Raw genomic sequence first — 21,344 nt, 5'->3', positions numbered from 1 at the left:
CGAACGGCGAACATGCAGCGGTATTCCCTAAGCACGCTGGGCCCCCGCGGGCGGTGGATTGCGGCGGCAGTGGTCCTGGCCCTGGTGCTGGCCGCGGCTGGAGTGATCGGCCTGGCCGGGCGTTCGGGCGACGGCGCAACGCCGGATGGCGCCGCAGCCCAAAGCAGCGGCAGCCCGAGTGAATCCCCGAAGTCCTTCAGCAGGCCGGAGGGTGCCTCGCAGTTCCGGCCCTCCTACCACCTCACCCCCGCCAAGGAGTGGATGAACGACCCCCAGCGGCCCTTCCTGCTGGACGGGGTGTGGCACTACTACTACCTCTACAACGCCGACCACCCCGAGGGGAACGGCACCGAGTGGTTCCACGTCACCAGCACGGATCTGGTGCACTGGAAGGACGAGGGCGTTGCCATCGAGAAGTTTAAGAACGGCCTCGGGGACATCGAGACCGGCAGCGCCGTGGTGGACCAGGACAACACCGCCGGCTTCGGCAAAGGTGCCGTTGTGGCCATCATGACCCAGCAGGACAATGGCGTGCAGCGGCAGTCACTGTTCTACTCCACGGACAAGGGCTACACCTTCAAGGCCGCCGAGGGGAACCCGGTGATGGACAACCCGGGCGCGCAGCACTGGCGCGATCCCAAAATCATCCGGGACGAGGCCCGCGGACAGTGGGTCATGGCGCTGGCCGAGGGGGAGAAGATCGGCCTTTACACCTCGCGGAACCTCAGGGACTGGCGTTATGAGTCCGGCTTCGAGCGGAAGGGCCTCGGGATCCTCGAATGCCCCGACCTCTTCCAGCTGGACCTCGACGGCGATCCCGCCAAACGCACCTGGGTCCTGGCCGTCAGCGCGAACGGCGCGGAGGAAGGCCGGACCACCGGCGTTGCCTACTGGACGGGGACGTTTGACGGGACAAAATTCACGCCCGCGGATGAGAAACACCAGTGGCTCGACGCCGGCGCAGACTTCTATGCCGCCGTCACCTGGGCCGATCCCCGGCTCCCGCAAAACGAACGGATGGCGTTCCGCCATGCCATCGGCTGGATGAACAACTGGACGTACGCCCGGAAGCTGCCCACCGCAGACTGGCAGGGCGGTGCCGACTCGATCGTCCGGGACGTCCGCCTGAAAACCGTGCAGGGCCGGCCCACCCTCGTGTCCACCCCCACTCCCGCCCTGGCCACGCTGGAGGGTGAGGCCCAGACGACCGGCCGCAGGCCGCTCACACCGGACGGGGCGGGCGAGCTTCCCGTGCCCGAAAGCGGAGCCTACCGGCTGGACGTGACCGTGGAACGTGCGCCGGGCGACGACGGCACGGAAGCCCTGCTGAAACTCGGCAATGGCGGAACGGACTACGCAACGGTCGGCTACAACTTCGAAGCGGGCACGGCGTGGGTGGAGCGCGCAGCCGTGGCGCCGGGCGCGCAAGCCCTCGGCCCGCTCTTTACGGACCGGAGGAGCGCGCAGAGCCCGCCCCAAAGCGGAAGTCAGCAGGGCGGCACCGCTTCACCGGAAAGCGGCAGCGTCGACCTGACCGTCTTCGTCGACTATTCGTCCGTGGAGGTCTTTGTCAACGGCGGGGAGCAGACCCTGACCTCGGTGGTGCTGCCAAAGCCCGGACAGCCGGCGGTCAGCGCTGCAACGGCCGGCGGGAAACTGACGCTGAAGTCGTTCAAATACACCCCGCTGGCCACGGTTCTTGACGCGCGTTAGACCCGGCGAACGTCAGACGGGCTCGGGCGGGAAGGCCACTGCTTCCCCCACCACGCGCAGGCACAGTTCCGTCCCCGGCTGGGCGATGGACGCGTTCCAGTGCCGGATGGTGATGACTTCGCCGCCGCCGGGATAGCGGTGGTCGGGCATGGCGCCGGCCAGCTTGGGCGGCACGGCGAGCTTGAGCCGGACGGTGGTCTCGGGGCCGAAGTAGTCGGTATCCACCACCACGCCGCGGATCGGCCCGTCCTCGGCAATCCGGATCTGCTCCGGGCGCAGCATGAGTTGGACGCGGCCCTGCGCCGGCGGGCGCCGGACCGGGATTCCGCCGAGCGAGCAGGTGGCCAGCGACCCCTCCATCCAGGCATCGAGGATCACGGCATCGCCCAGGAATTCGGCTGTGGCACGGTCCGCCGGCCGGGTGTAAACCACGAAAGGGTTGCCGATCTGCGCCAGCTTGCCGCCGCGCATGACCGCCACCTGGTCCGCGAAGGACAGGGCCTCGGCCTGGTCGTGGGTGACCAGGATGGTGGTCACCCCGGCCTCGTTCAGGACCTTGGCCACGGCGCGCCGGGTGGCCACGCGCAGCCCGGCGTCCAAAGCGGAGAACGGCTCGTCCAGCAACATGAGTTCGGGTTCGCGGGCCAGTGCCCGGGCCAGAGCGACGCGCTGCTGCTGCCCGCCCGAAAGCTGGTGCGGCCGGCGCTTGGCCATGGCCGTGTCCAGCGCCACCATCTCGAGGAGTTCGTTGACCCGTGCGTTAACCGCGCGCCGGCCGCCGTCGAGCTTTGCGGCGCTGAGCCCGAAGGCGATGTTCTGCCCCACAGTGAGGTGCGGGAACAAGGCGCCGTCCTGCGCCACGTAGCCCACCTGGCGCTTGTGCGCGGGCTTCCATACACCGTCGCCCGCCACGGGCGAGCCGTTCAGCGAGATGGTGCCGGTGCGCGGGTGTTCAAAGCCTGCGATCAGCCGGAGCAGGGTGGTCTTGCCGGAACCTGAGGGGCCCACGATGGCGGTGGTTCCGCCCTTGGCCACGGACAGGTTGACGCCCTTGAGGACAGCCTGCGAGCCGAAGTTCTTGGTGACGGCGTCGATCTCCAGGTGGCTGTTGGTGCTGGGCGCCACGGACGGTGAGATCCGCGGTGCCGGAAGCCTGGACGGGGATTGTTCGGTCACTGTCCCGCTACTTTCTTGGACTGCTGGAAGAGCAAATAGGTCATGGGAGCCGAGATCACGATCATGAGCAGGGCATACGGGGCGGCGCCGGCGTAGTCGATCTCGCTGCTCTTGCTCCAGAACTCGGTGGCGAGGGTCCTGGTCCCGTTGGGGGAGAGGAGCAGGGTGGCGGTCAGTTCGTTGGCGATGGCGAGGAATACCAGCGCCGCTCCGCCTGCGGCCGCGGGCGCGGTGAGCCGGAGCGTCACGCGGATGAAGGACAGCAGCGGAGGCGTGCCCAGGGCCTGGGCCGCCTCATCCAGTTCCTTGGGCGCCTGGGCCAGCCCGGCGCGGATGTTGACCAGGGCGCGGGGCAGGAACAGGAGGACGTAGGCGGCCACCAGGACTCCTGCCGTCTGGTAGAGGTCCGGGAACAGGCGGATGCTGACCGTGACGAAGGCCAGGGCCACCACAATGCCAGGCAGGGAGCTGGTGACGTAATTGGATAGTTCCAGTGCCTTGCTGAACTTGCTGGCATGCCTGACGGCAAGATAGGCCATGGGGAAGGCGACGACGGTGGTGGCCGCGGCGCCGGCAAGCCCGTACAGCAGGGTCTGCCACAGGGCCGGAACGAACTCGTCAACCGCCCAGATCTCCGCTCCGCCGGCGAAGATCCACCGCAGCACGAACAGCAGCGGAAGCCCGAAGGCCAGCACGGTCAGGGCAAGGAGGGCCAGCTGGGCCGGCACCTGGTACACGTGCAGGGGCAGGCGCAGGGCCCGGGCCTGTGCACCTGAGCCGACCCGGGCGTAGCGGGCGGTTCCGCGGCTGCGGACCTCCACGAGGAGCAGGATCAGGCAGAAGAACACCAGCACGCTGGCCAGCATGGTGCCGGCCGTGCCGTTAAACGTGGACTGGTACTGCACCATGATGGCGGTGGTGAACGTGTTGAAGCGGATCATCGCGAAGGCGCCGTACTCCGCCAGCAGGTGCAGTGCCACCAGCAGGGCGCCGCCCGTCATGGCGATCCGGAGCTGGGGCAGGACCACGCGGAAGAAGGTCCGCCAGGCGCCCAGCCCGAGGGACGCAGCCGACTGCTCCACGGCGGGGTCCAGCCGGCTCAGCGTCGCGGCCGCTGGAATGTAGACCAGCGGGAAATAGGAGAGGGTGGCGATGAGCACGCCCGAAAACAGGCCGTGCAGGGACGGCACGGCGGAAACCCACGCATAGCTGTTGACGAAGGCCGGGATGGCCAGCGGGGCCGCAAGGAGCACGGCCCATACTTTGTGCCCGCGCAGCGTGGTCCGTTCCACGAGCCACGCGCCGCCCACACCCAGGATGAGGCAGAGGGGCACCGTGAACACGATCAGGAGCACGGTGTTGAGCAACAGCTCGCCGACGCGCGGGCGGACAATCAGTTCAATTGCGGTGTCCCAGCCGGTGGCCACGGTCATGAACACCACGTAGCCCAGCGGCAGGAGGGAAAACAGGGCAATCAGCACGGCCAGGATGGCCACTGCTGAAAGGCCGAAAGGCGGGCGGGGGCGCTTGCCCCGGCCCGCCGTCGTCGTGCTTCCGGATGTCTCCGGCGCCGATACTTGCGTGATCACAGAATCAGAGCAGTCCGGCCCCGGTCATGAGCTCGGTGACCTTCTTGGAGTTGAGCTTGGCCGGGTCCACGGTGGGAGCCTCGAGTTCCTTGACCGGGACAAGCCTTTCGTTGGCCGGGACGCCGGAGGCGATGGCGTACTCGAAGGAGGTACCCTTCTGCAGGATTTCCTGGCCCTTCTTGCCCGTGATGAACTTCAGGAAGGCCTGGGCCTTGTCCGCATTCTTCGACGACTTCAGGACGCCGCCGCCGGAGACGGAGAGGAATGCGCCCGGGTCCTGGTTCTTGAAGTAGTACGGCGTGACGTTCTTGGAGTTCTCGCCGGTCTTGGCCTGGTCGCCGTAGTAGTAGTAGTGGTAGATCAGCGCGGCATCAACCTCGCCGGCGTTCACTGCCTTCATGGCGGTGTTGTTGCCCTTGTATTCGGTGAAGTTTTCCTTCATGCCCTTCAGCCATGCCGCGGCTGCGGCTTCACCCTTGAGTTCCACGAGGGCGGAGACGATGGCCTGGAAGTCGGCGCCGCTGGGGGATGCACCCCACTTGCCCTTCCACTCCGGCTTGGCCAGGTCCAGCATGGACTTCGGCAGCTTGTCCTCGGAGATCTTGTTCTTGTCGTAGACCAGGACGGTGGAACGGGCGGCAATGCCGGTCCACTTGCCCGTGGACGGACGGAATTCTGCGGGGACCTGGGCGATGGTGGCCTTGTCCACGTCGGCGAAGAGTCCTGCGTTCTCCACCTGCGCCATTGCGGGGGAGTTTTCGGTGAGGAAGACGTCGGCCGGCGAAGCCGCGCCTTCCTGGATGATCTGGTTGGACATTTCGGTGTCCGAGCCCTGGCGGAGCGTCACCTTGATGCCGGTTTCGGTGGTGAACGCGTCCGCCCACTCCTTGGTGAGGCTTTCGTGCTGGGCATTGTAGACCGTGATCTCGCCCTTGGCGGGGTCAGCGGAGGGCGAGGCGGCGGGGGCCGTGTTGGAGCCGCAGGCCGACAGGCCAAGGGCTGCGGTGGCGGCGATCGCGATGCCGGCCAGGGCGTTGATGCGGATCTTCATGGGTGCTTCTTTCTGCAAAAAGTCAGGCGGGCGAGGCCCTGTGTGAGCTGGGGAAGTTAGGCATAGCTCACTCGAGAAACTGTAGGTTAGCCAAACCTAAGCAACCAAGCACGCGAGGGTTTAAGTGATGAGGATCACATCAATTACGACACTGTTGCCTGTCCTAATTGCCGTCTGCCCCCGGGTCCCCTTCGCTGCGCGGGGCCCTGGCTGCCGCTGCCACTCTTGCCGCTGACTCCAGTGCCATCCAGGCCTGGAGCTGGGTGGAAAGTTCGACGGCGGCGCCCGGCGGATAGGTCTCGCCCGCCGGCCGCCGTGGATCCGAAGAGAAGATAGGGCTGCCGGCCTGTGCGTGGCGGGCCAGCGGTTCGTCTGCCCCAACCGGCCGCCGGCCGGCCCAAAGGGCCCCTGCGGTGCCGGTGACCAGGCCGGCGGCAGTGGTCCGGACGTGCTGCGGCAGCCGCCGGTCGGTTGCGGCCTGGGCGAGGTAGCGCGTGAGGATGCCGGTGAAGAGCCCGCCGTCGCCGGTTCCGTCGCAGCGGAGGACCGTGCTGGTGGCGGAGCCGCTTGCGCCGCTTGTGCTTGTGCCGGCCGTGTCCGGGAGTGTCAGGTGCGCGGCCACGGCATACACCACGGTCGCCGCACGTTCCAGGTTGGAGGTGCCGCCCAGTTCCAGCAGGGCGCCGAGGACCGGCCCCTGGTTGTAGGTGTAAACCGCATCCTCCAGCACGGTCTCGCCGGTGCTGCGGATCCGGATGCCGTCCAGATAGAGTCCGCGGGTGCGGTCGAACAGCCGCGCATCCAGCCAGTCGAGCAGGGCCTGCGCCTTGGCGGGGCTGCCCGTGCGGGCGTAGTAGAGCGCCACCGGTGCCGTCGCCGGGGTGTTCTTGAAGTCCCGCTTGGTGCTCCAGAACGTGCCGCCGCCCAGGTCGTCCGTGGACGCCGAGTCGAACTGCAGGGTCAGGCTCTTGCGGATTTTCGCGTGCCGCCGGGGGCTGGGTCTGCGGCTCTCTTCGGCCAGCCGCTCCAGCCTGAGGGTGGACAATGCCAGCCAGGCCATGTCGTCGTAGTAATGGTTGACGTAGGTGAGGAAATTCCGCAGCCGGATGCCGGTGACCAGCCGCGAGGCGAGCTGCCCGGCACTGGGGCGGGCGGCGCCGTCGAACTTTTCCGGCGGCTGCCCCGCCCTGCCAAGTTCGCGAAAACCCGTGTCCACGAGGCAGTCCAGGTAGTGGGCCTGCCACCAGTAGTGCCACGGGCGGCGGAGGTTCCCGAAGCGGCCGGAGGGGCGCGCGGTGGCGGCGATGTGTGTCCCGGGCAGGAAGAACAGGCGCTGGCCGAATAGGTGCGTCACAGACCTTGCGGCCTGGTCGGCCCGCTCCGCCCAGGCGATGGCGGGCTGTTTGGCGGAAGGCTCGTAGGCGGTGTCCGGTGTGGCGTCAGCGTCTGGCTGGGTCATGGGGCCAGCCTAGCGAACGGCCGGGGGTGCACCGGCCGCAGGGTGCGCCCGCCGCGGGTTTCAGTTAACATTCACTAACTAACGTTCGCGGCGGCCGGAGACCCCGGATCCGCAGCGACCGGTTCCGCATCAAGGAGGATGTATGGAAATCGAGGGTTCCGTTGCGCTCATCACCGGCGGCGCGTCAGGTCTGGGCGCTGCCACCGCCCGGAGGCTGTTCGATGCCGGCGCTTCCGTGGTGCTCATGGACCTTGGTTCCTCGGCCGGCGCGGCCTATGCCGACGAGCTGAACGCGACCGGCCCCCGGAACCTGGCGGGCCGCACTTCAGGTGCCCCGAAGGCCGTCTTCGTTCCCGCGGACGTGACCAGCGAGGAGCAGGTGCAGGCCGCCGTCGACACCGCCGCCGGGCTCGGGCCGCTGCGCATCCTGGTGAACTGTGCCGGCGTCGCCACTCCGGGCAAGGTCCTCGGGCGCGAAGGTGTGCTGCCTCTGGCGACCTTCCAGCGCGTCATCCAGGTCAACCTGGTGGGGTCGTTCAACGTGGTCCGGCTGGCTGCTGCCGCGATGGCAACCACCAGGCCTGCCGCCACTGAACTCGGCGGAGAGGAGCGCGGCGTCATCATCAACACCGCCTCGGTGGCCGCGTTCGACGGGCAGATCGGCCAGCCTGCCTATGCCGCGTCCAAGGGCGGCGTGGCCGCCATGACGCTGCCGCTGGCCCGCGAACTCGCCCGATCGTTGATCCGGGTGGTCACGATTGCCCCCGGCATCTTCGAGACACCGATGATGGCCGGCCTGCCGCAGGAGGCGCAGGAGTCGCTGGGCAAGCAGGTGCCGCACCCGTCCCGCCTGGGCCGGCCCGCGGAGTACGCCAACCTCGCAGCGCACATTGTCGAGAACGCCATGCTCAATGGCGAAACCATCCGCCTCGACGGCGCCATCCGGATGGGGCCGAGGTGAGCGGGACTGAAGTGAGCAGGACTGAAGCGGGCGGGACCAACGTGGGCGGAACCGATGTGGGTGCCCCCGCGCAGGTGGGGCCCGCCGTCGACCTCCTGCCCACCGCCGATTTTTTCGCGTACGAATCACTGCTGAGCGCCTCCGAACAGCGCAAGCTGAACGAGCTCCGCGAGTTCCTGGCCGCCGAAATAGCGCCGCACGCCGGGGAGTGGTGGAACAAGGCTGAATTTCCGGCGCATATTCTCCCGAAGCTGGCCGCGCTGGAGTTGAGCACGCCGGCCCAGCGCGGTTACAGCCACCTTTTCGCCGGGCTGGTGATCGCGGAGATGACGCGGGTGGACACGTCGATCGCGACGTTTTTCCTGGTTCACCACGACCTCTTCGTCGAGTCGCTCTACCGGTTCGGCTCCGAGGATCAGCGCGGCCGGTACCTCGACGACGCCTCGAACCTCAGGACCACGGGCGCGTTTGCCCTGACCGAACCGGATCACGGCTCGGACGTGGCCGGCGGCATGGAGACGCGGGCGCGCCGGATATCCAGCCATACGGGGGAGGCCGACACCGCCGGGGACTGCTGGGTGCTGAACGGCGCCAAGCGGTGGATCGGCAACGGGACGTTCTGCGACTACATGCTGGTGTGGGCGCGGGATGAAGCCGGCGGTGCGGTACGCGGCTTCATTGTTGATGCCGGTCTGCCCGGCGTCAGCCGCAGCCGGATCGAGAACAAGATCGCGCTCCGCACGGTGCAGAACGCCGACATCGCGTTTGAGGACGTCCGGGTTGCCGAGGCCGACCGCTTTGCCGGCATCGGCAGTTTCGGGGACACCAACGAACTGCTCCGCGGTTCACGCATCATGGTCGCCTGGCAGGCGGTGGGGCAGCAGCTGGCGGCGTTCGACGTCGCCCGGCAGTACGCCGTCGAACGCCTGCAGTTCGGCCGCCCGCTGGCGAGGTTCCAGCTCATCCAGCAGCAGCTGGTGTCCATGCTGGGCAACGCCGTGGCGAGCATGGGCATGATGGCCCGGATCGCCCAGCTGCAGGAGCAGGATTCCCTGGAACATGGCGCCGGGATGGCGCAGGTGGCGCTGGCGAAGTCCTACACGTCCGCCAGGATGCGCGAAACCGTGGCGATGGGCAGGTCGATCCTAGGCGGGAACGGCATTGTCACGGATTACCGGATGGCCAAGATCTTTGCCGACGCCGAGGCCATCTACACCTACGAGGGCTCGTACGAGATCAACACACTGATCGTGGGCCGCGCTGTCACGGGGGTCTCCGCGATCACCTGACGGCCGGCACCGCCGTGAGCATAGCGCGAACGTACACTTGTGGCCCCGTTCAAAGCGTGAAATGGGGCCACAAGTGTACGTTCGCGCTCTTCGCACTCAGGAGTTCAGGAGGCCGGCTGCTTTTCGCCGGCCTCGATCCGGTAGTCCAGGCTGTTGTTCCGCACCGGCATGGGGCAGGTCCCGTAGGGCGTGAAGGCGCTGGGGTAGTTGATGGCGCGGTTGAAGTCCAGGACCACGGAGCCGTCCGGCCGGGGGCGCGCGGTGGACACCTTGCGCCACTCGTCCGTCTCGTTGCCGTTTGTCTCGTCGTGGAACGTGACGGTCAGGGCGCCGAGCTTCTCCTCCTCGGCCTGGAGCCGGTACTCGTGGTCCTTGCCGGGCAGCCGGAACACCAGTTCGCCGACGCTGCGGTGCACCCCGTCCACCAGGGGATTGGCCGTGGAAATGGGCACGTCCGCGGGCTCCGGATAGGCCTCGAATTTGGCGTCCACCACCAGGTCGGGCCGGTAACCGAAGGTGGGCACGCCGTCGAACCCCGTGAACACCGGTGACTCGGAATCCCGGGTGCGGATGGCGTATTTGTCGGCCCGCATCGCCAGCTCCACCACCACCTGCCGGCCGTCCGGGCCGCCGAACTGCACCCACATCAGCGACTCCTCATTCGCAAGCCGCGCAGTGACTGTCCCGTCCACCGGCTCCCCGGTCTCCACGAGCGTCAGCCCGTCCGACGCTGCAGCGGTGAGCGCCGCCGTCGTGCCGTCCGCTGACCACAGCCCGGGGACGAGGTCGACGGCGGCCGGCTGGCTTTCCAGCCATTGGAAGGACGTGAGGGTGAGCCAGCCGTGGTCGGCGGCGAGGGCGGTCTCGCGGCCTTTGCGGAAGCGGAGCCAGCGCTCCAGCTGGGCATCTGCTGCGGTGCTCATGTGTCCTCCAATATGTGTCCTTGCGCGGCCTCTGCGACAACCCCGCGTGGTGCCGATACATTCCGGCGTAGCCTTGATGAAGGGGCCCGATCCGGGTGGCCGTGTCCCGGTTGCATCCCTAATACAGCGAGCGGATGCTGGGTTCAAGGGCGCGACAGCATCTGAGACATATTCCCCGGCTGCGGCCTGCTGCGGGTAACATCCCATAGGAACAGTAATCCGGCTCACAGTATCCAGCGCAGTGTACGGGCCAAAGTCGAACACTCGAAAGATAGTTTCCATGGCTGACACTGCAATGAATTCCGAAACAGATCTCGCCGCCGAACTCCGCGCGGATGTACGCCGCGTCTCCACCCTGCTGGGCGAATCCCTGGTCCGGCAGCACGGGCCCGAGCTCCTCGACCTGGTGGAGCAGGTCCGCCTCCTGACGAAGGAATCCAAGGAGGCCGCCCGGGGCGGCGCGGACGCCACCGGCCCGTGGAGCGCGCACGACGTCGTTGCCCAGGTCCGCGAGCTGCTCGCCTCCCTGCCGCTTGAGCAGGCGACCGACCTGGTCCGCGCCTTCGCCTTCTACTTCCACCTTGCCAACGCCGCCGAGCAGGTCCACCGGGTCCGCGGCCTGCGCACCCGGCAGGAGAAGGACGGCTGGCTGGCCAAGGCCGTTGAGGACATCGCAGGCCAGGCCGGCCCGGCGGTGCTGCAGGAAGTGGTCAACGAACTGGATGTTCGCCCGATCTTCACCGCGCACCCCACCGAGGCGTCACGCCGTTCGGTGCTGGACAAGATCCGCAAGCTCTCCGACGTGCTGGCCCAGCCCACCGAGGAAGGCACCAGCGCCCGGCGCCGGCAGGACCGCCAGCTGTCCGAAATGATCGACCAGATGTGGCAGACGGACGAGCTGCGCCAGGTCCGGCCCACGCCCGTGGATGAGGCCCGCAACGCCATCTACTACCTCAACAGCATCCTGACGGACGCGCTGCCGGAGATGCTCACGGATTTCTCGGAGCTCCTCGGTGAGCACGGGGTTGCCCTGCCGGCCAAGAACGCGCCCATCCGGTTCGGCTCATGGATCGGCGGCGACCGCGACGGCAACCCGAACGTCACCGCGGCCGTGACCCACGACATCCTGCAGCTCCAGAACCAGAACGCGGTGCGGATCAGCATCGCCATGATCGACGAGCTCATCTCCGTCCTGTCCAACTCGACCGCGCTCGCCGGTGCCGACCAGGCGCTCCTGGACTCCATCGACGCAGACCTCGCGAAACTGCCCGGACTGGACCGCCGCATCCTGGAACTCAACGCCCAGGAGCCCTACCGGCTGAAGCTGACCTGCATCAAGGCCAAGCTCATCAACACCGGAAAGCGGGTCGCCGCCGGATCCAAGCACGAGGCGGGGCGGGACTACACCTCCACCGAGGAACTCATCGGCGAACTCGAGCTGCTGGAACTGTCCCTGCGCAACCACTCGGCGTCCCTCGCGGCGGATGGCGCGCTGGCACGTGTCCGCCGGGCCATCGCCTCCTTCGGCCTGCATCTGGCCACTCTCGACATCCGTGAGCATGCCGACCACCACCATGACGCCGTCGGGCAGCTCATGGACCGCCTTGGCGGGCCTGGGATCCGGTATGCCGAGCTGACCCGGGACGAGCGCCTCGAGGTCCTGAGCGCGGAGCTTGCCTCCCGCCGTCCGCTGTCCGGCCACCCGATCAGGCTCGACGGCGCTGCTGACGGCACGTACGACGTCTTCCGGGAGATCCGCCGCGCCCTGCGCACGTACGGTCCGGACGTCATCGAGACCTACATCATTTCCATGACCCGCGGCGCCGACGACGTCCTGGCTGCCGCTGTGCTGGCACGCGAGGCCGGCCTGGTCAGCCTGTTCGGCGACGCCCCGTACGCCAAGATCGGTTTTGCGCCGCTGCTGGAAACCGTCGAGGAACTGCGTGCGTCCGCGGAGATTGTTGACCGGCTGCTGTCCGACTCCTCCTACCGCGAGCTGGTCCGGCTGCGCGGGGACGTCCAGGAAGTCATGCTCGGCTACTCGGACTCCAACAAGGAATCCGGCGTGATGACCAGCCAGTGGGAAATCCACAAGACCCAGCGCAAGCTGCGCGACATCGCCACCAAGCACGGGGTCCGGGTGCGCCTGTTCCACGGCCGCGGCGGTTCCGTGGGCCGCGGCGGCGGGCCCACCTACGACGCCATCATGGCGCAGCCGAACGGTGTCCTCGAGGGTGAAATCAAGTTCACCGAACAGGGCGAGGTCATCTCGGACAAGTACTCCCTGCCGGAGCTGGCCCGGGAAAACCTGGAGCTTTCGCTCGCCGCCGTGCTGCAGGGCTCTGCGCTGCACCGCACGCCGCGCACTTCGGACGACCAGCGCGAGCGCTTCGGCCATGTCATGGAGACCATCTCCGACGCCGCCTTTGCCCGCTACCGCAGCCTCATCGACCACCCGGACCTGCCGGCATACTTCCTGGCCTCGACGCCGGTGGAGCAGCTCGGCTCTCTCAACATCGGCTCACGCCCGTCCAAGCGGCCGGACTCAGGTGCGGGGCTGGGCGGCCTGCGCGCCATTCCGTGGGTGTTCGGCTGGACGCAGTCGCGGCAGATCGTGCCGGGCTGGTTCGGCGTGGGGTCCGGGCTGAAGGCGGCACGCGAAGCCGGCAACTCCGCCCAGCTCGTGGAGATGATGCAGGGCTGGCATTTCTTCCGCTCGGTGCTGTCCAACGTGGAAATGACCCTCGCCAAGACGGACATGGAGATCGCGGGCTATTACGTAGACACCCTGGTCCCGGAGGAGCTGCACCACCTCTTCCGTGCCATCCGCGACGAATACGAGCTCACCGTCTCCGAGATCCAGAACCTCACCGGCGAGAACATGCTCCTGGACGCCCAGCCCACGCTGAAGCGCTCACTGGAAATCCGCGACCAGTACCTCGACCCGATCAGCTACCTGCAGGTGGAACTGCTCCGCCGCGTGCGGGCCGAGGGTGCCGGCATGTCCAAGGGCGAGATCGACGAGCGCCTCCAACGGGCCATGCTGATCACCGTCAACGGTGTGGCAGCAGGCCTCCGCAACACCGGGTAGCCCGGACGCGTCCTCACGTTTGGTCGGGTTTTCCCGGACGCGTCCTCACTCAACGGCCTGTCCCGCAGCCGGCTGCAACTGTGGGGCACCCTGTGCCGGAGTAACCGGCGGCTCCGGCTGCCCCGCAGTCGTGACCACCGGGAGGGCCTGGACCGGGGTCATCTCCGCCGGAGTCGGCGGCTGCGGGACGACCGGCAGCGGCGCGGCCGGCACGGATTCGGCGGGCACGGCCACGGACAGCACCCCGTGGCGGACCAGCAGCGGAAGCGGCTCCAGATGCAGGCCCTTGTCGTCCAGGCACACCCCGGCGCGGTGCAGATCGAAGTGGCCGCGGCAGGTGGGGCAGCAGAGGACTGCGCCGCGACCCGGTTCGGCCGATGGCCGCTGCAGCGTAGCCCCCGTCATGGAGCCTGTGCACCGCGGGCAATAATCGTGACACGCGAAGATGTCCTGGCCCAGGCGGCACGCCAGCACCGGGTATCCGCGGACCAGGAAGCCCGCCACCTCGCCCGGTTCGAGCCCCGCGATTTCCGGTACAGGTTCCCAGGTGCCGCCCGGCATGTCGTGCCACGATGCCACCGGCGTCCCTGCCGACGGAGTGTTCTCCCGAATCACCAGCGAGTCCACCGAAATGGGCCCGGAAGGTCCTGCCGGTTTTTCTCCTTCGACGACGTCGATGGCTGTGATTTCCGGTGCCGCTTCTCCAATGGCCCCCTCTACAGCGGACCTGAGTGAGGCAGTCGAAGCGAGTCCCTCCTGGCTGATGAACAGCTTCAGTCGCACCACGCCGTCCGGGCTGATGCCTTCCAACTCCACGTCACCGCCGTGTGTGCCAAGGTAGGGCCGCATGCTGTCCAGTGCGCCGGCAACCCGTGCCTCCAAGGAATGGGGATGCAGGCCGTGGACCAGCAGAAGGTCCGATACCAGTTCGTCAGCTGCCAGCGCATCCAGCGTGGCGTCGTCGAGCTTTCCTTGGTTCTGCAGGATTTGCATGATGCGCCGAAGCGCAGTGCCATAGCGCTCCGTCACCTGCCGGACCAGGTCCTCCTCTTCGTTGCCGGATATCACTCCCTTAACGCCACCGGCACTGAGGAGCGCGCCAACCTGGTCGCTGTTCGGCAGCGGCCGGTCTTCACCGAGCATGGCCTACACCCCCGTCGGAGTGGGGCAGGACGGATGGCCTGAACTGAATCCGGGACTGATCCCGGGCAAGTGGGTGAGGGCTTCTTCCGCCTTTTGGGCAGTTTCAGTAGGCATCATTGCCTCTTTCGTCCCTGTGGGGGCTGGTGTGCTTCTGTCGTCATCCGGCCACCTTGCCGGATGGTTGTGTGCTGCGTCCCCCCAGATATGAATGCGGATGCCGGCCTCGTTGTCGTGCCGCCTGTCTTGGCCACTGTTCTATAGTGCCTCCAGGGGGACACAGACTGGCAGAAGGCTGGACGGCATTGAACAGCCGCTCGCTTGCCGGGTCAGGAACGGCGTCAGCGAGGCACGGGTGACAGAGAGATCATGCATGGTCACGCCCCTTTGCTGCCAAGATAGGCCCGCCTCAAACAAAACGCAACAGCCCGGGTAGCGGCCCGCCGCGTCCAGCGCGAACGTACAGTTAAGGCCCTTGCGGAGCCGCATTTTGGGGCCTTAACTGCCCGTTCGCGCTGGGTCATTTGCGCCCGGCACTAGGGTGGGAGGATGCCGTCCTTCCAGACCAGACTCAAGATCACCGGGCTTAGGCCGGGCAACCCTCCCGAGGCCGTGATGGACACCGCTGTCAAGGCTTTGGGGTCGCGGCACCATGTGGAGTCACACCAGCTGGAACTGGCCGGCGGCGTGCCGCAGCTGAACCTGCGGTTCCTCGTGGAGCCCACCGAATACAACGGTGAGAACAGCACAGCCCGGGAATCGGCAGCTGTGATGCGCGACGCCGTCGAACGCGTTGCGCTGACAGGCTCGCTTTCGGTGCTCCGCCGCAGCCGCGGCCGCTGGGCCCCCGTTTAGTGCCTATGCCCCCTGCCCGGAAGGGCCGTCAGGCTCGTCGACGGGGGAGCGGTCGCCGCGCCGGCGCGTGACGATCAGTCCAACGACGGCGCCGATCACCAGGCCAACCGCCACGCCGATCAGTGAACTCGCCCAGAAGGGCAGCCGTGTGGCGGAGCCCGTGAAGTAGCCGAGGCCCACGAGCCAGGTCGCCCACAGCAGCGCCCCCAGTCCGGCGCACAGGCTGAAGCCCTGGGTGGAGACGTCTGCGATGCCGGCGGCCGCGGAGGTCGCGAGCCGGCCTCCGGGGATGAACCTGGCGCCGATGATGGTGCCGTAGGTGGAGGAACGGCCCGCTTTGGCGATGGCATCGTGGATGCCGTGGTGGACTTTGCGGCCCCACCTCCAGCGGTCCAGGATATGGCTCAGTCGGCGCTTGAACAGCTGGAAGACCACCACGTCGCCAAGCCAGGACGCGGTGGCGGATAGGACGCCCACCAGGAACAGGTTTGCCCGTCCTTCGGCAGAGAGGGCACCGCCGGTGATCAGGACCATCTCGGACGGGATGGGCGGAAAAATGGCATCGCCGAGCACGGCCGGAATGATCCAGAAATAGATCGCGGTGCTCCAGGTGTCCGGGTTGCCGAAGTCCATCTGCACAAGGTACCGCACCCGGAACGGCGACGCGCCGGGAAATCCGTGCGCCGGTGTACCCCTACGTTTGGCCTGGTGGCAGTGCCAGACTGGCTGCATGCGTATAGAGATCGTTGAGGGCGACATCACCGGACGTCCCGTGGACGCGGTGGTGAATGCAGCCAATTCCTCCCTGCTGGGCGGCGGTGGCGTGGACGGCGCGATCCACCGGGCAGCGGGGCCGGAACTGCTGGCGGCCTGCCGCGAGCTGAGAGCGACGACGCTCCAGCACGGGCTGCCGGTTGGCGCTGCCGTGGCCACCCCCGGGTTCGGGCTGCAGGCGCGATGGGTCATCCACACCGTCGGACCCAACCGGCACGCGGGGCAGACCAATCCGGCACTGCTTGCGTCCTGCTTCAGCGAGAGCCTGCGAATCGCCGAGGACCTGGGCGTGCGCTCGCTGGCCTTCCCTGCGGTGAGTGCCGGGGTCTACGGCTGGGACGCCCGGCAGGTGGCGCAGATAGCCCTCGACGCCGTCCGGTCCCATGCTGCCCGCACTGGTGTAGGCGGCGTGGAACTGGTGGAGTTCGTGCTCTTCAGCCCGGAAACCGTGGCGGTCTTCCGGAGTGTCTTTGAAGGTGCTTCCGAGTAACCGATCCGGCTAGCGGACCTCGCTCAGCTGGAGGCGGCTGCGGTACTCCACCGGCTTCTTTGAAATGGGGTCCACGAACCGGATGCCCCGTGCCAGCAGCTGGAGGGGCTTGGTGTAGTCGTCCGGCGCCTTGTCCAGGAGCTCGGGGTAGAACGCGTCGTTCAGGATGCCCAGGCCCAGCGAGGCCATGTGCACGCGCAGCTGGTGGGTTTTCCCCGAATGCGGCTCGAGCCGGTAAAGCCCAAGGCGTCCGGCGGCGACGCTGCCAGGGTGGGTGCCGCCGTCGAACGTCCGGAGCAGGTCGATGCGCGTCTCCGCATTCGGTTCGCCGTCGATGACCTCCGCCAGCAGGTAGCTCCGCGACTTCGTCATCCGGTTGCGGACCACTACCGGGAAGTCGACGGCAGGGTGCCCGGCCGCCGGCTCGGCGGCCGAGACGCACTCATATTCCTTCTGGACCTGGCGCTTCTCGAAGAGCACCTGGTATTTGCCGCGGGTCCCGGGGTTCGTTGAGAGCAGGAGGATGCCCGCCGTCATGCGGTCCAGGCGGTGCATGGGGATCAGGTCCGGAAGATCCAGCTGGTTCCGCAGGCGCACCAGCGCCGATTCCTGGATGTACGTGCCGCCGGGGGTGGTGGGCAAAAAATGCGGCTTGTCCACGACGAGGATGTGCTCGTCCTGGTGCAGGATGTTCAGCTCCACGGGCAGCCGGGTTTCCGGCGGCAGCGTGCGGTAGTACCAGATGAAGGTGTGGTCCTCGAGCTTTGTGCCGCGGTGCAGGGGGATCCCGCCCTCGCCGACGATCTCGCCGGCGTCGAACCGGTCCTCGATGCCCTGCGGGTCGATGTGCCCCCAGCGGTGCATCATGTAGTCCATCGCGGTGTCCCAGGGCCCCTCGTCCGGAAGGCGCAGGCGGGTCGCGTTTACGCCGTCGCGCACGGGAAGAGGGGATTGCATCACCGGTCCATTCTACGTTGGGCCCGACCTGCCCTCGTCCTGTCGCCGTCCCCGCACTTGGCGCCGTCCCTGCCCCGTCCGCCGTCGAAACCGCTGGAAAACTGCCGCCCCGCCGGAACTCTACGGCGGCCCCGCACTGTTCCCGCGATCTCGCCGGCACGGACGAGAAAAAAGTTCTTGACAAAAAAATTCGTCGGTACGGATACTTGGACCATGCTGGACATCGAAGTGATCGAGGACCCGGCGGCGGCTGAGGCCTCGCTGGATCCCATCCGGACCCGGATCCTCCAGGAGTTGGCGGAGCCGGGCTCGGCAACGCAGCTTGCGGCGAAGGTGGGCCTGCCCCGGCAGAAGGTGAACTACCACCTCAAGGCGCTGGAGCGGCACGGCCTCGTCGAACTGGTCGAGGAACGCCGCAAGGGCAACGTCACCGAGCGCGTGCTGCGGGCGACGGCGGCGTCCTACCTCATTTCCCCGGTGGCCCTGCAGGCGGTGGCACCGGATCCGCGCCGTTTTGCGGACCGTTTCTCGGCCTTCTGGCTGCTGGCGCTCGCCGGCCGCATAGTCCAGGAAATGGGGAAGCTCATCACCGGAGCTGCCGCCGCACGGCAGAAACTCGCCACCTTCGCCATCGACGGCGAGATCACCTTCCGCACCGCCGCGGACCGCGCTGCATTCGCCGAAGACCTCGGCGTGGCGGTCACCCGGCTCGTGGACAAGTACCACCACGGCGGCGCCGGCGGACGGAAGCACCGGCTCGTCGTCGCACTCCACCCCGCACTCAAGCCGCAAAACACAGACCCAACCAACGCCATCACAGCTAAGGAGCAGGACAATGACTGACGACCGGAACTTCGAGATCGTTTTCGACACCGAGCTGCCCGGTACGCCGGAGCGGGTCTGGGAAGCCGTCACCAAGGGCACCCCGGGCTGGATGTTCCCCACGGACCAGTGGCCGGACGTGAAGACGGTGGAGGAGTATCCGCACCACCTCGTGTCCCGCATGGACGGCCCGGACGGCTGGTTCAACCAGCTCGAGCATGTCCTGGAACCGCTCGACGGCGGCCGGGCCAGGCTCCACTACGTCCACAGCGGCATCTTCGCGGACAACTGGGACCAGCAGTACGACGGCGCCAGCAAGCACACGGAGTTCTACCTGCACACCCTGGGCCAGTATCTGCAGCACTTCGACGGCCGGCCTGTGGTCTTCACCGATGTCCAGGCGCCTGCCGAATCGCAGACGCCTGACGGTTTCGTGCAGCTCAAGAAGGCACTCGGCGTGGACAGCGTATCGCAAGGCGACAGTTTCGATGTGGAGGTCGACGGCGTCGGACGGCTTACGGGGCAGGTGGACTTCTCCAACGAGAACTTCCTGGGTCTGCGCACCGGGGACGCGCTTTACCGGTTCTTTGGCCGGAACGCTTTCGGGGCGTCGGTGGGCATGACCGTCCACGACTTCAGCGGCAGCGGCGATTCCGAAACGACTGCCGGTGCCTGGGGCGCGTTCCTGGGGAAGGTCTACGGGTAGTCCGTCCGGATTCCTGCGACGCGCAATCTGACCGATGACGCGCAAATCGCCTGGCGATACCTGAATTCCCGCGTCGCCAGGGGAAATGCGCGTCGTGGGAGCGAACTCGTGTCGCGGGGTCGGATGTGCATCAGGCTATGGCGGCGGCCGGCGAATCCCTGAGGGTCCGGCGCAGCTGCGGGGCGGCGTCGAGCCTGTCCTGGGCTGCCCGCAGGGCGAGGACGGCTGTCTCAAGCTGGTCCGGCGGCAGGGTGAACGGAATGCGGAGGTAGTTTTCAAACACCCCGCCCACACCGAAGCGCGGGCCGGCGGCAAGGCGAATGCCGAGTTCCGGGGCGATGACGGTCAAGGCCGTGCTGTGCGGTGACGGCAGCCGGCACCAGGCGGCCAGCCCGCCGTCGGGCCTTTCCGCCTCCCACCGCGGCAGGTGGAGCTTAAGCAGCTCCAGCAGCGCGGAACGGTTCTCCCGGAGCGCCGCCAGGCGGGCCGGAAGGGGATCGGCCAGGTTCCGCACCAGGTGGGCCGCCGCAAGCTGCTCCACCACGGGGCCGCCCAGGTCCATCGTTGACCGCACGGCCGCGAACCGCTGAATCAGGCTCTCCGAGGCACGGATCCAGCCCGTGCGCATGCCCGCCCAGTGGGACTTGCTCAGCGACCCGATGGACACCACGGCCGGGCTGAAGGAAGCCAGCGGGGCCGTTGTGCCGCCGTCGAGGTTCACTGCACGGAGTGTCTCGTCCACCACCAGGACAGTGCCTGCCGCCGCGGCGGCGCGGACCAGGCGGAGGCGCTGGGCGTCGGGCATCAGCCGGCCGGTGGGGTTGTGGAAATCCGGGACCGTGTAGGCCATCCGGGGCCGCTGCTGCATCAGGGCGGCTTCGGTCGAGTCCAGGTCCCAGCCCCGCTCCGGCGCAGGCGGAAGGGGCACCGGCACCATTCGGCAGCCGGTGGCGCGGATGGCGTCCAGTGCGTTCGGGTACGTCGGCTGTTCCACGAGGACCTTGTCCTGCTTTCCGACGAGCGCCCGCAGCACAATGTTGAGCGCATGCTGCGCGCCGGACGTCACCATGATCTGCCCGGCCGTGGTGGGTACGCCGGCGTCGGCATAGTGGCCGGCAATCGCCTCCCGAAGGGCAGGCACCCCCAGGGCGTCGTATCCGAAGCCGGGCAGTAGGGCGGGCAATTCAGTGAGGGCGGCGGCGAAGGCCTGGTGGACCGCTTCGCCGCTGGCGGGGAGCGACGCGTACGCGAGGTCGATGACGCCGTCGGGAACGGCCAGGCCCGGCGCGCCGGACAGGGCCGCCCGCGAGTCCCGCTCCTGTCCGGCCGTGTAGGCCGTCCGCGGCAGGCACGTGCGGCCGCGTGTGCCCTGGCCGCTGCTCATGAATCCCTGTTCGCGCAGGCTGGCATACGCGGCGGTCACCGTGGTGCGGCTGACGGCGAGGGTGGCGGACAGGGTCCGTTCGCTGGGCAGGGCGGTGCCCAGCGGGATGCGTCCGTCCAGTACCAAAAGACGCACGACGTCGGCCAGCTCGCGGTAGGCGGGGGCGCTGCCCCTTTGCCACTGGCCCAGGAGACGGGCGAGGGCGGTGGGCGTGAGGGATCCGGACATGAGGCCAGTATTTCAAACTGGCCATGGAAAACAAGGCCAGTTTTCCCGGAGGATGGTTCAATGATGATCCGCAGACTTATACAGCTCTTCACCGGCCTCGCCATGTACGGCATTTCTCTGGCCCTGTTCATCCGGGCGGGGCTTGGGCTGGACCCCTGGGACGTGTTCCACCAGGGGGTTGCCGGCAAGACCGGCCTGAGCATTGGCGCCGTGGTCATCATCGTCAGCTTCCTGGTGCTCCTGCTGTGGATCCCGCTGCGCCAGCGGCCGGGCTTCGGTACTCTCTGCAATGCCATCCTGGTGGGCGTCTTTGCCGACGTCGGGCTTGCCCTGATCCCCGCGTTCTCCCACCTTGGAGCCCAGATCGCGCTGCTCGGCGGCGCTGTGATGCTCAATGGCATCGCCTCCGCGTGCTACATCGGTGCCCGCTTTGGCCCCGGGGCCCGCGATGGGCTGATGACAGGCCTGGCCCGGCGCACCGGCTGGTCCGTGCGCCTGTCCCGGACACTGATCGAAGTGGTGGTGCTCGCCGCCGGCTGGCTCCTTGGCGGCTCGGTCGGCGTGGGAACCGTGGTTTACGCGCTGGCGATCGGGCCGCTGGTCCAGCTGCTGCTGCCGTACTTCATGGTCCCTGCCCGGATCCCTGCCACCAGCGGAGGCGCCGGAGAAGCGGCCGGTTCAGCCTCCGGGGACCGCGAGGGCGAATCCGAGGCGCCGGTGGCCGCCTCCTGACGCG

General features: G+C 67.8%; 18 protein-coding genes. 9 read left to right on the top strand and 9 right to left on the bottom strand.

Going from position 1 to position 21,344, the window contains the following annotated elements:
• The first annotated feature begins 12 nt into the window (after positions 1-12).
• Positions 13-1,713, top strand: a complete 1,701-nt coding sequence (locus ACFTR6_RS14115) for a glycoside hydrolase family 32 protein (protein WP_377958348.1) — start codon at positions 13-15, stop codon at positions 1,711-1,713.
• A 12-nt stretch (positions 1,714-1,725) separates the two neighbouring features.
• Here the strand turns inward: ACFTR6_RS14115 and ACFTR6_RS14110 are convergent, their stop codons facing one another.
• The 4 genes from ACFTR6_RS14110 to ACFTR6_RS14095 form a co-directional block, all read right to left on the bottom strand.
• Entirely contained in the window at positions 1,726-2,889 is a 1,164-nt protein-coding gene (locus tag ACFTR6_RS14110) for an ABC transporter ATP-binding protein (RefSeq protein ID WP_377958347.1), read from the bottom strand.
• Entirely contained in the window at positions 2,886-4,478 is a 1,593-nt protein-coding gene (locus tag ACFTR6_RS14105) for an ABC transporter permease (RefSeq protein WP_377958346.1), read from the bottom strand. Before ACFTR6_RS14105 ends, ACFTR6_RS14110 begins: the two co-directional genes overlap by 4 nt.
• Before the next feature lie 4 nt (positions 4,479-4,482).
• On the bottom strand, positions 4,483-5,529 hold the full coding sequence (locus ACFTR6_RS14100) for an iron ABC transporter substrate-binding protein (protein WP_076798914.1): 1,047 nt from the start codon (positions 5,527-5,529) through the stop codon (positions 4,483-4,485).
• Positions 5,530-5,692: 163 nt separating this feature from the next.
• Positions 5,693-6,988, bottom strand: a complete 1,296-nt coding sequence (locus ACFTR6_RS14095; protein WP_377958345.1) for a glycoside hydrolase family 76 protein — start codon at positions 6,986-6,988, stop codon at positions 5,693-5,695.
• Between the two features lie 142 nt (positions 6,989-7,130).
• On the opposite strand from ACFTR6_RS14095, the gene ACFTR6_RS14090 reads away from it, so the two are divergent.
• Positions 7,131-7,949: an SDR family NAD(P)-dependent oxidoreductase gene (locus ACFTR6_RS14090; protein WP_377958344.1), complete on the top strand. Its 819-nt coding sequence runs from the start codon at positions 7,131-7,133 to the stop codon at positions 7,947-7,949.
• A 56-nt stretch (positions 7,950-8,005) separates the two neighbouring features.
• Positions 8,006-9,238: an acyl-CoA dehydrogenase family protein gene (locus ACFTR6_RS14085; protein WP_377958381.1), complete on the top strand. Its 1,233-nt coding sequence runs from the start codon at positions 8,006-8,008 to the stop codon at positions 9,236-9,238.
• Between the two features lie 104 nt (positions 9,239-9,342).
• Here the strand turns inward: ACFTR6_RS14085 and ACFTR6_RS14080 are convergent, their stop codons facing one another.
• Positions 9,343-10,161, bottom strand: a complete 819-nt coding sequence (locus tag ACFTR6_RS14080) for a DUF1684 domain-containing protein (RefSeq protein ID WP_377958343.1) — start codon at positions 10,159-10,161, stop codon at positions 9,343-9,345.
• A 280-nt stretch (positions 10,162-10,441) separates the two neighbouring features.
• On the opposite strand from ACFTR6_RS14080, the gene ppc reads away from it, so the two are divergent.
• Positions 10,442-13,252: a phosphoenolpyruvate carboxylase gene (gene ppc / locus ACFTR6_RS14075; RefSeq protein WP_087873777.1), complete on the top strand. Its 2,811-nt coding sequence runs from the start codon at positions 10,442-10,444 to the stop codon at positions 13,250-13,252.
• Positions 13,253-13,297: 45 nt separating this feature from the next.
• Here the strand turns inward: ppc and ACFTR6_RS14070 are convergent, their stop codons facing one another.
• Positions 13,298-14,395: a NifU family protein gene (locus ACFTR6_RS14070; RefSeq protein ID WP_377958342.1), complete on the bottom strand. Its 1,098-nt coding sequence runs from the start codon at positions 14,393-14,395 to the stop codon at positions 13,298-13,300.
• A 546-nt stretch (positions 14,396-14,941) separates the two neighbouring features.
• On the opposite strand from ACFTR6_RS14070, the gene ACFTR6_RS14065 reads away from it, so the two are divergent.
• Positions 14,942-15,247 carry a hypothetical protein gene (locus ACFTR6_RS14065; RefSeq protein ID WP_377958341.1) on the top strand — a complete coding sequence of 102 codons (306 nt, stop codon included), beginning with the start codon at positions 14,942-14,944 and terminating at the stop codon, positions 15,245-15,247.
• A gap of 3 nt (positions 15,248-15,250) precedes the next feature.
• On the opposite strand, the gene ACFTR6_RS14060 is transcribed toward ACFTR6_RS14065, so the two are convergent.
• Positions 15,251-15,880 carry a DedA family protein gene (locus ACFTR6_RS14060; protein ID WP_377958340.1) on the bottom strand — a complete coding sequence of 210 codons (630 nt, stop codon included), beginning with the start codon at positions 15,878-15,880 and terminating at the stop codon, positions 15,251-15,253.
• A 97-nt stretch (positions 15,881-15,977) separates the two neighbouring features.
• Between ACFTR6_RS14060 and ACFTR6_RS14055 the strand changes: the two genes are divergently transcribed.
• Positions 15,978-16,511 (top strand): O-acetyl-ADP-ribose deacetylase, encoded by a 534-nt coding sequence (locus tag ACFTR6_RS14055; RefSeq protein WP_377958339.1) that lies wholly within the window; start codon positions 15,978-15,980, stop codon positions 16,509-16,511.
• A gap of 9 nt (positions 16,512-16,520) precedes the next feature.
• On the opposite strand, the gene ACFTR6_RS14050 is transcribed toward ACFTR6_RS14055, so the two are convergent.
• Positions 16,521-17,468: an RluA family pseudouridine synthase gene (locus tag ACFTR6_RS14050; protein ID WP_377958380.1), complete on the bottom strand. Its 948-nt coding sequence runs from the start codon at positions 17,466-17,468 to the stop codon at positions 16,521-16,523.
• 213 nt (positions 17,469-17,681) lie between these two features.
• Here ACFTR6_RS14050 and ACFTR6_RS14045 point away from each other — a divergent pair, with 213 nt between their 5' ends.
• Both ACFTR6_RS14045 and ACFTR6_RS14040 read left to right on the top strand, forming a co-directional pair.
• Complete coding sequence (locus ACFTR6_RS14045; RefSeq protein WP_377958338.1) at positions 17,682-18,311, top strand: helix-turn-helix domain-containing protein; 630 nt, start codon at positions 17,682-17,684, stop codon at positions 18,309-18,311.
• Positions 18,304-18,996, top strand: coding sequence for an SRPBCC domain-containing protein (locus tag ACFTR6_RS14040; protein ID WP_377958337.1), 693 nt, complete (start codon positions 18,304-18,306; stop codon positions 18,994-18,996). Before ACFTR6_RS14045 ends, ACFTR6_RS14040 begins: the two co-directional genes overlap by 8 nt.
• Before the next feature lie 130 nt (positions 18,997-19,126).
• Here ACFTR6_RS14040 and ACFTR6_RS14035 read toward each other — a convergent pair whose 3' ends face one another.
• Positions 19,127-20,608 carry a PLP-dependent aminotransferase family protein gene (locus ACFTR6_RS14035; RefSeq protein ID WP_377958336.1) on the bottom strand — a complete coding sequence of 494 codons (1,482 nt, stop codon included), beginning with the start codon at positions 20,606-20,608 and terminating at the stop codon, positions 19,127-19,129.
• Positions 20,609-20,668: 60 nt separating this feature from the next.
• Between ACFTR6_RS14035 and ACFTR6_RS14030 the strand changes: the two genes are divergently transcribed.
• Positions 20,669-21,340, top strand: a complete 672-nt coding sequence (locus tag ACFTR6_RS14030; protein WP_377958335.1) for a YitT family protein — start codon at positions 20,669-20,671, stop codon at positions 21,338-21,340.
• Positions 21,341-21,344: the final 4 nt, after the last annotated feature.

The organism is Arthrobacter sp. NPDC057009 (assembly GCF_042673905.1).
Taxonomy (GTDB): domain Bacteria; phylum Actinomycetota; class Actinomycetes; order Actinomycetales; family Micrococcaceae; genus Arthrobacter.
This window is presented reverse-complemented; position numbering and strand designations above follow the sequence as displayed.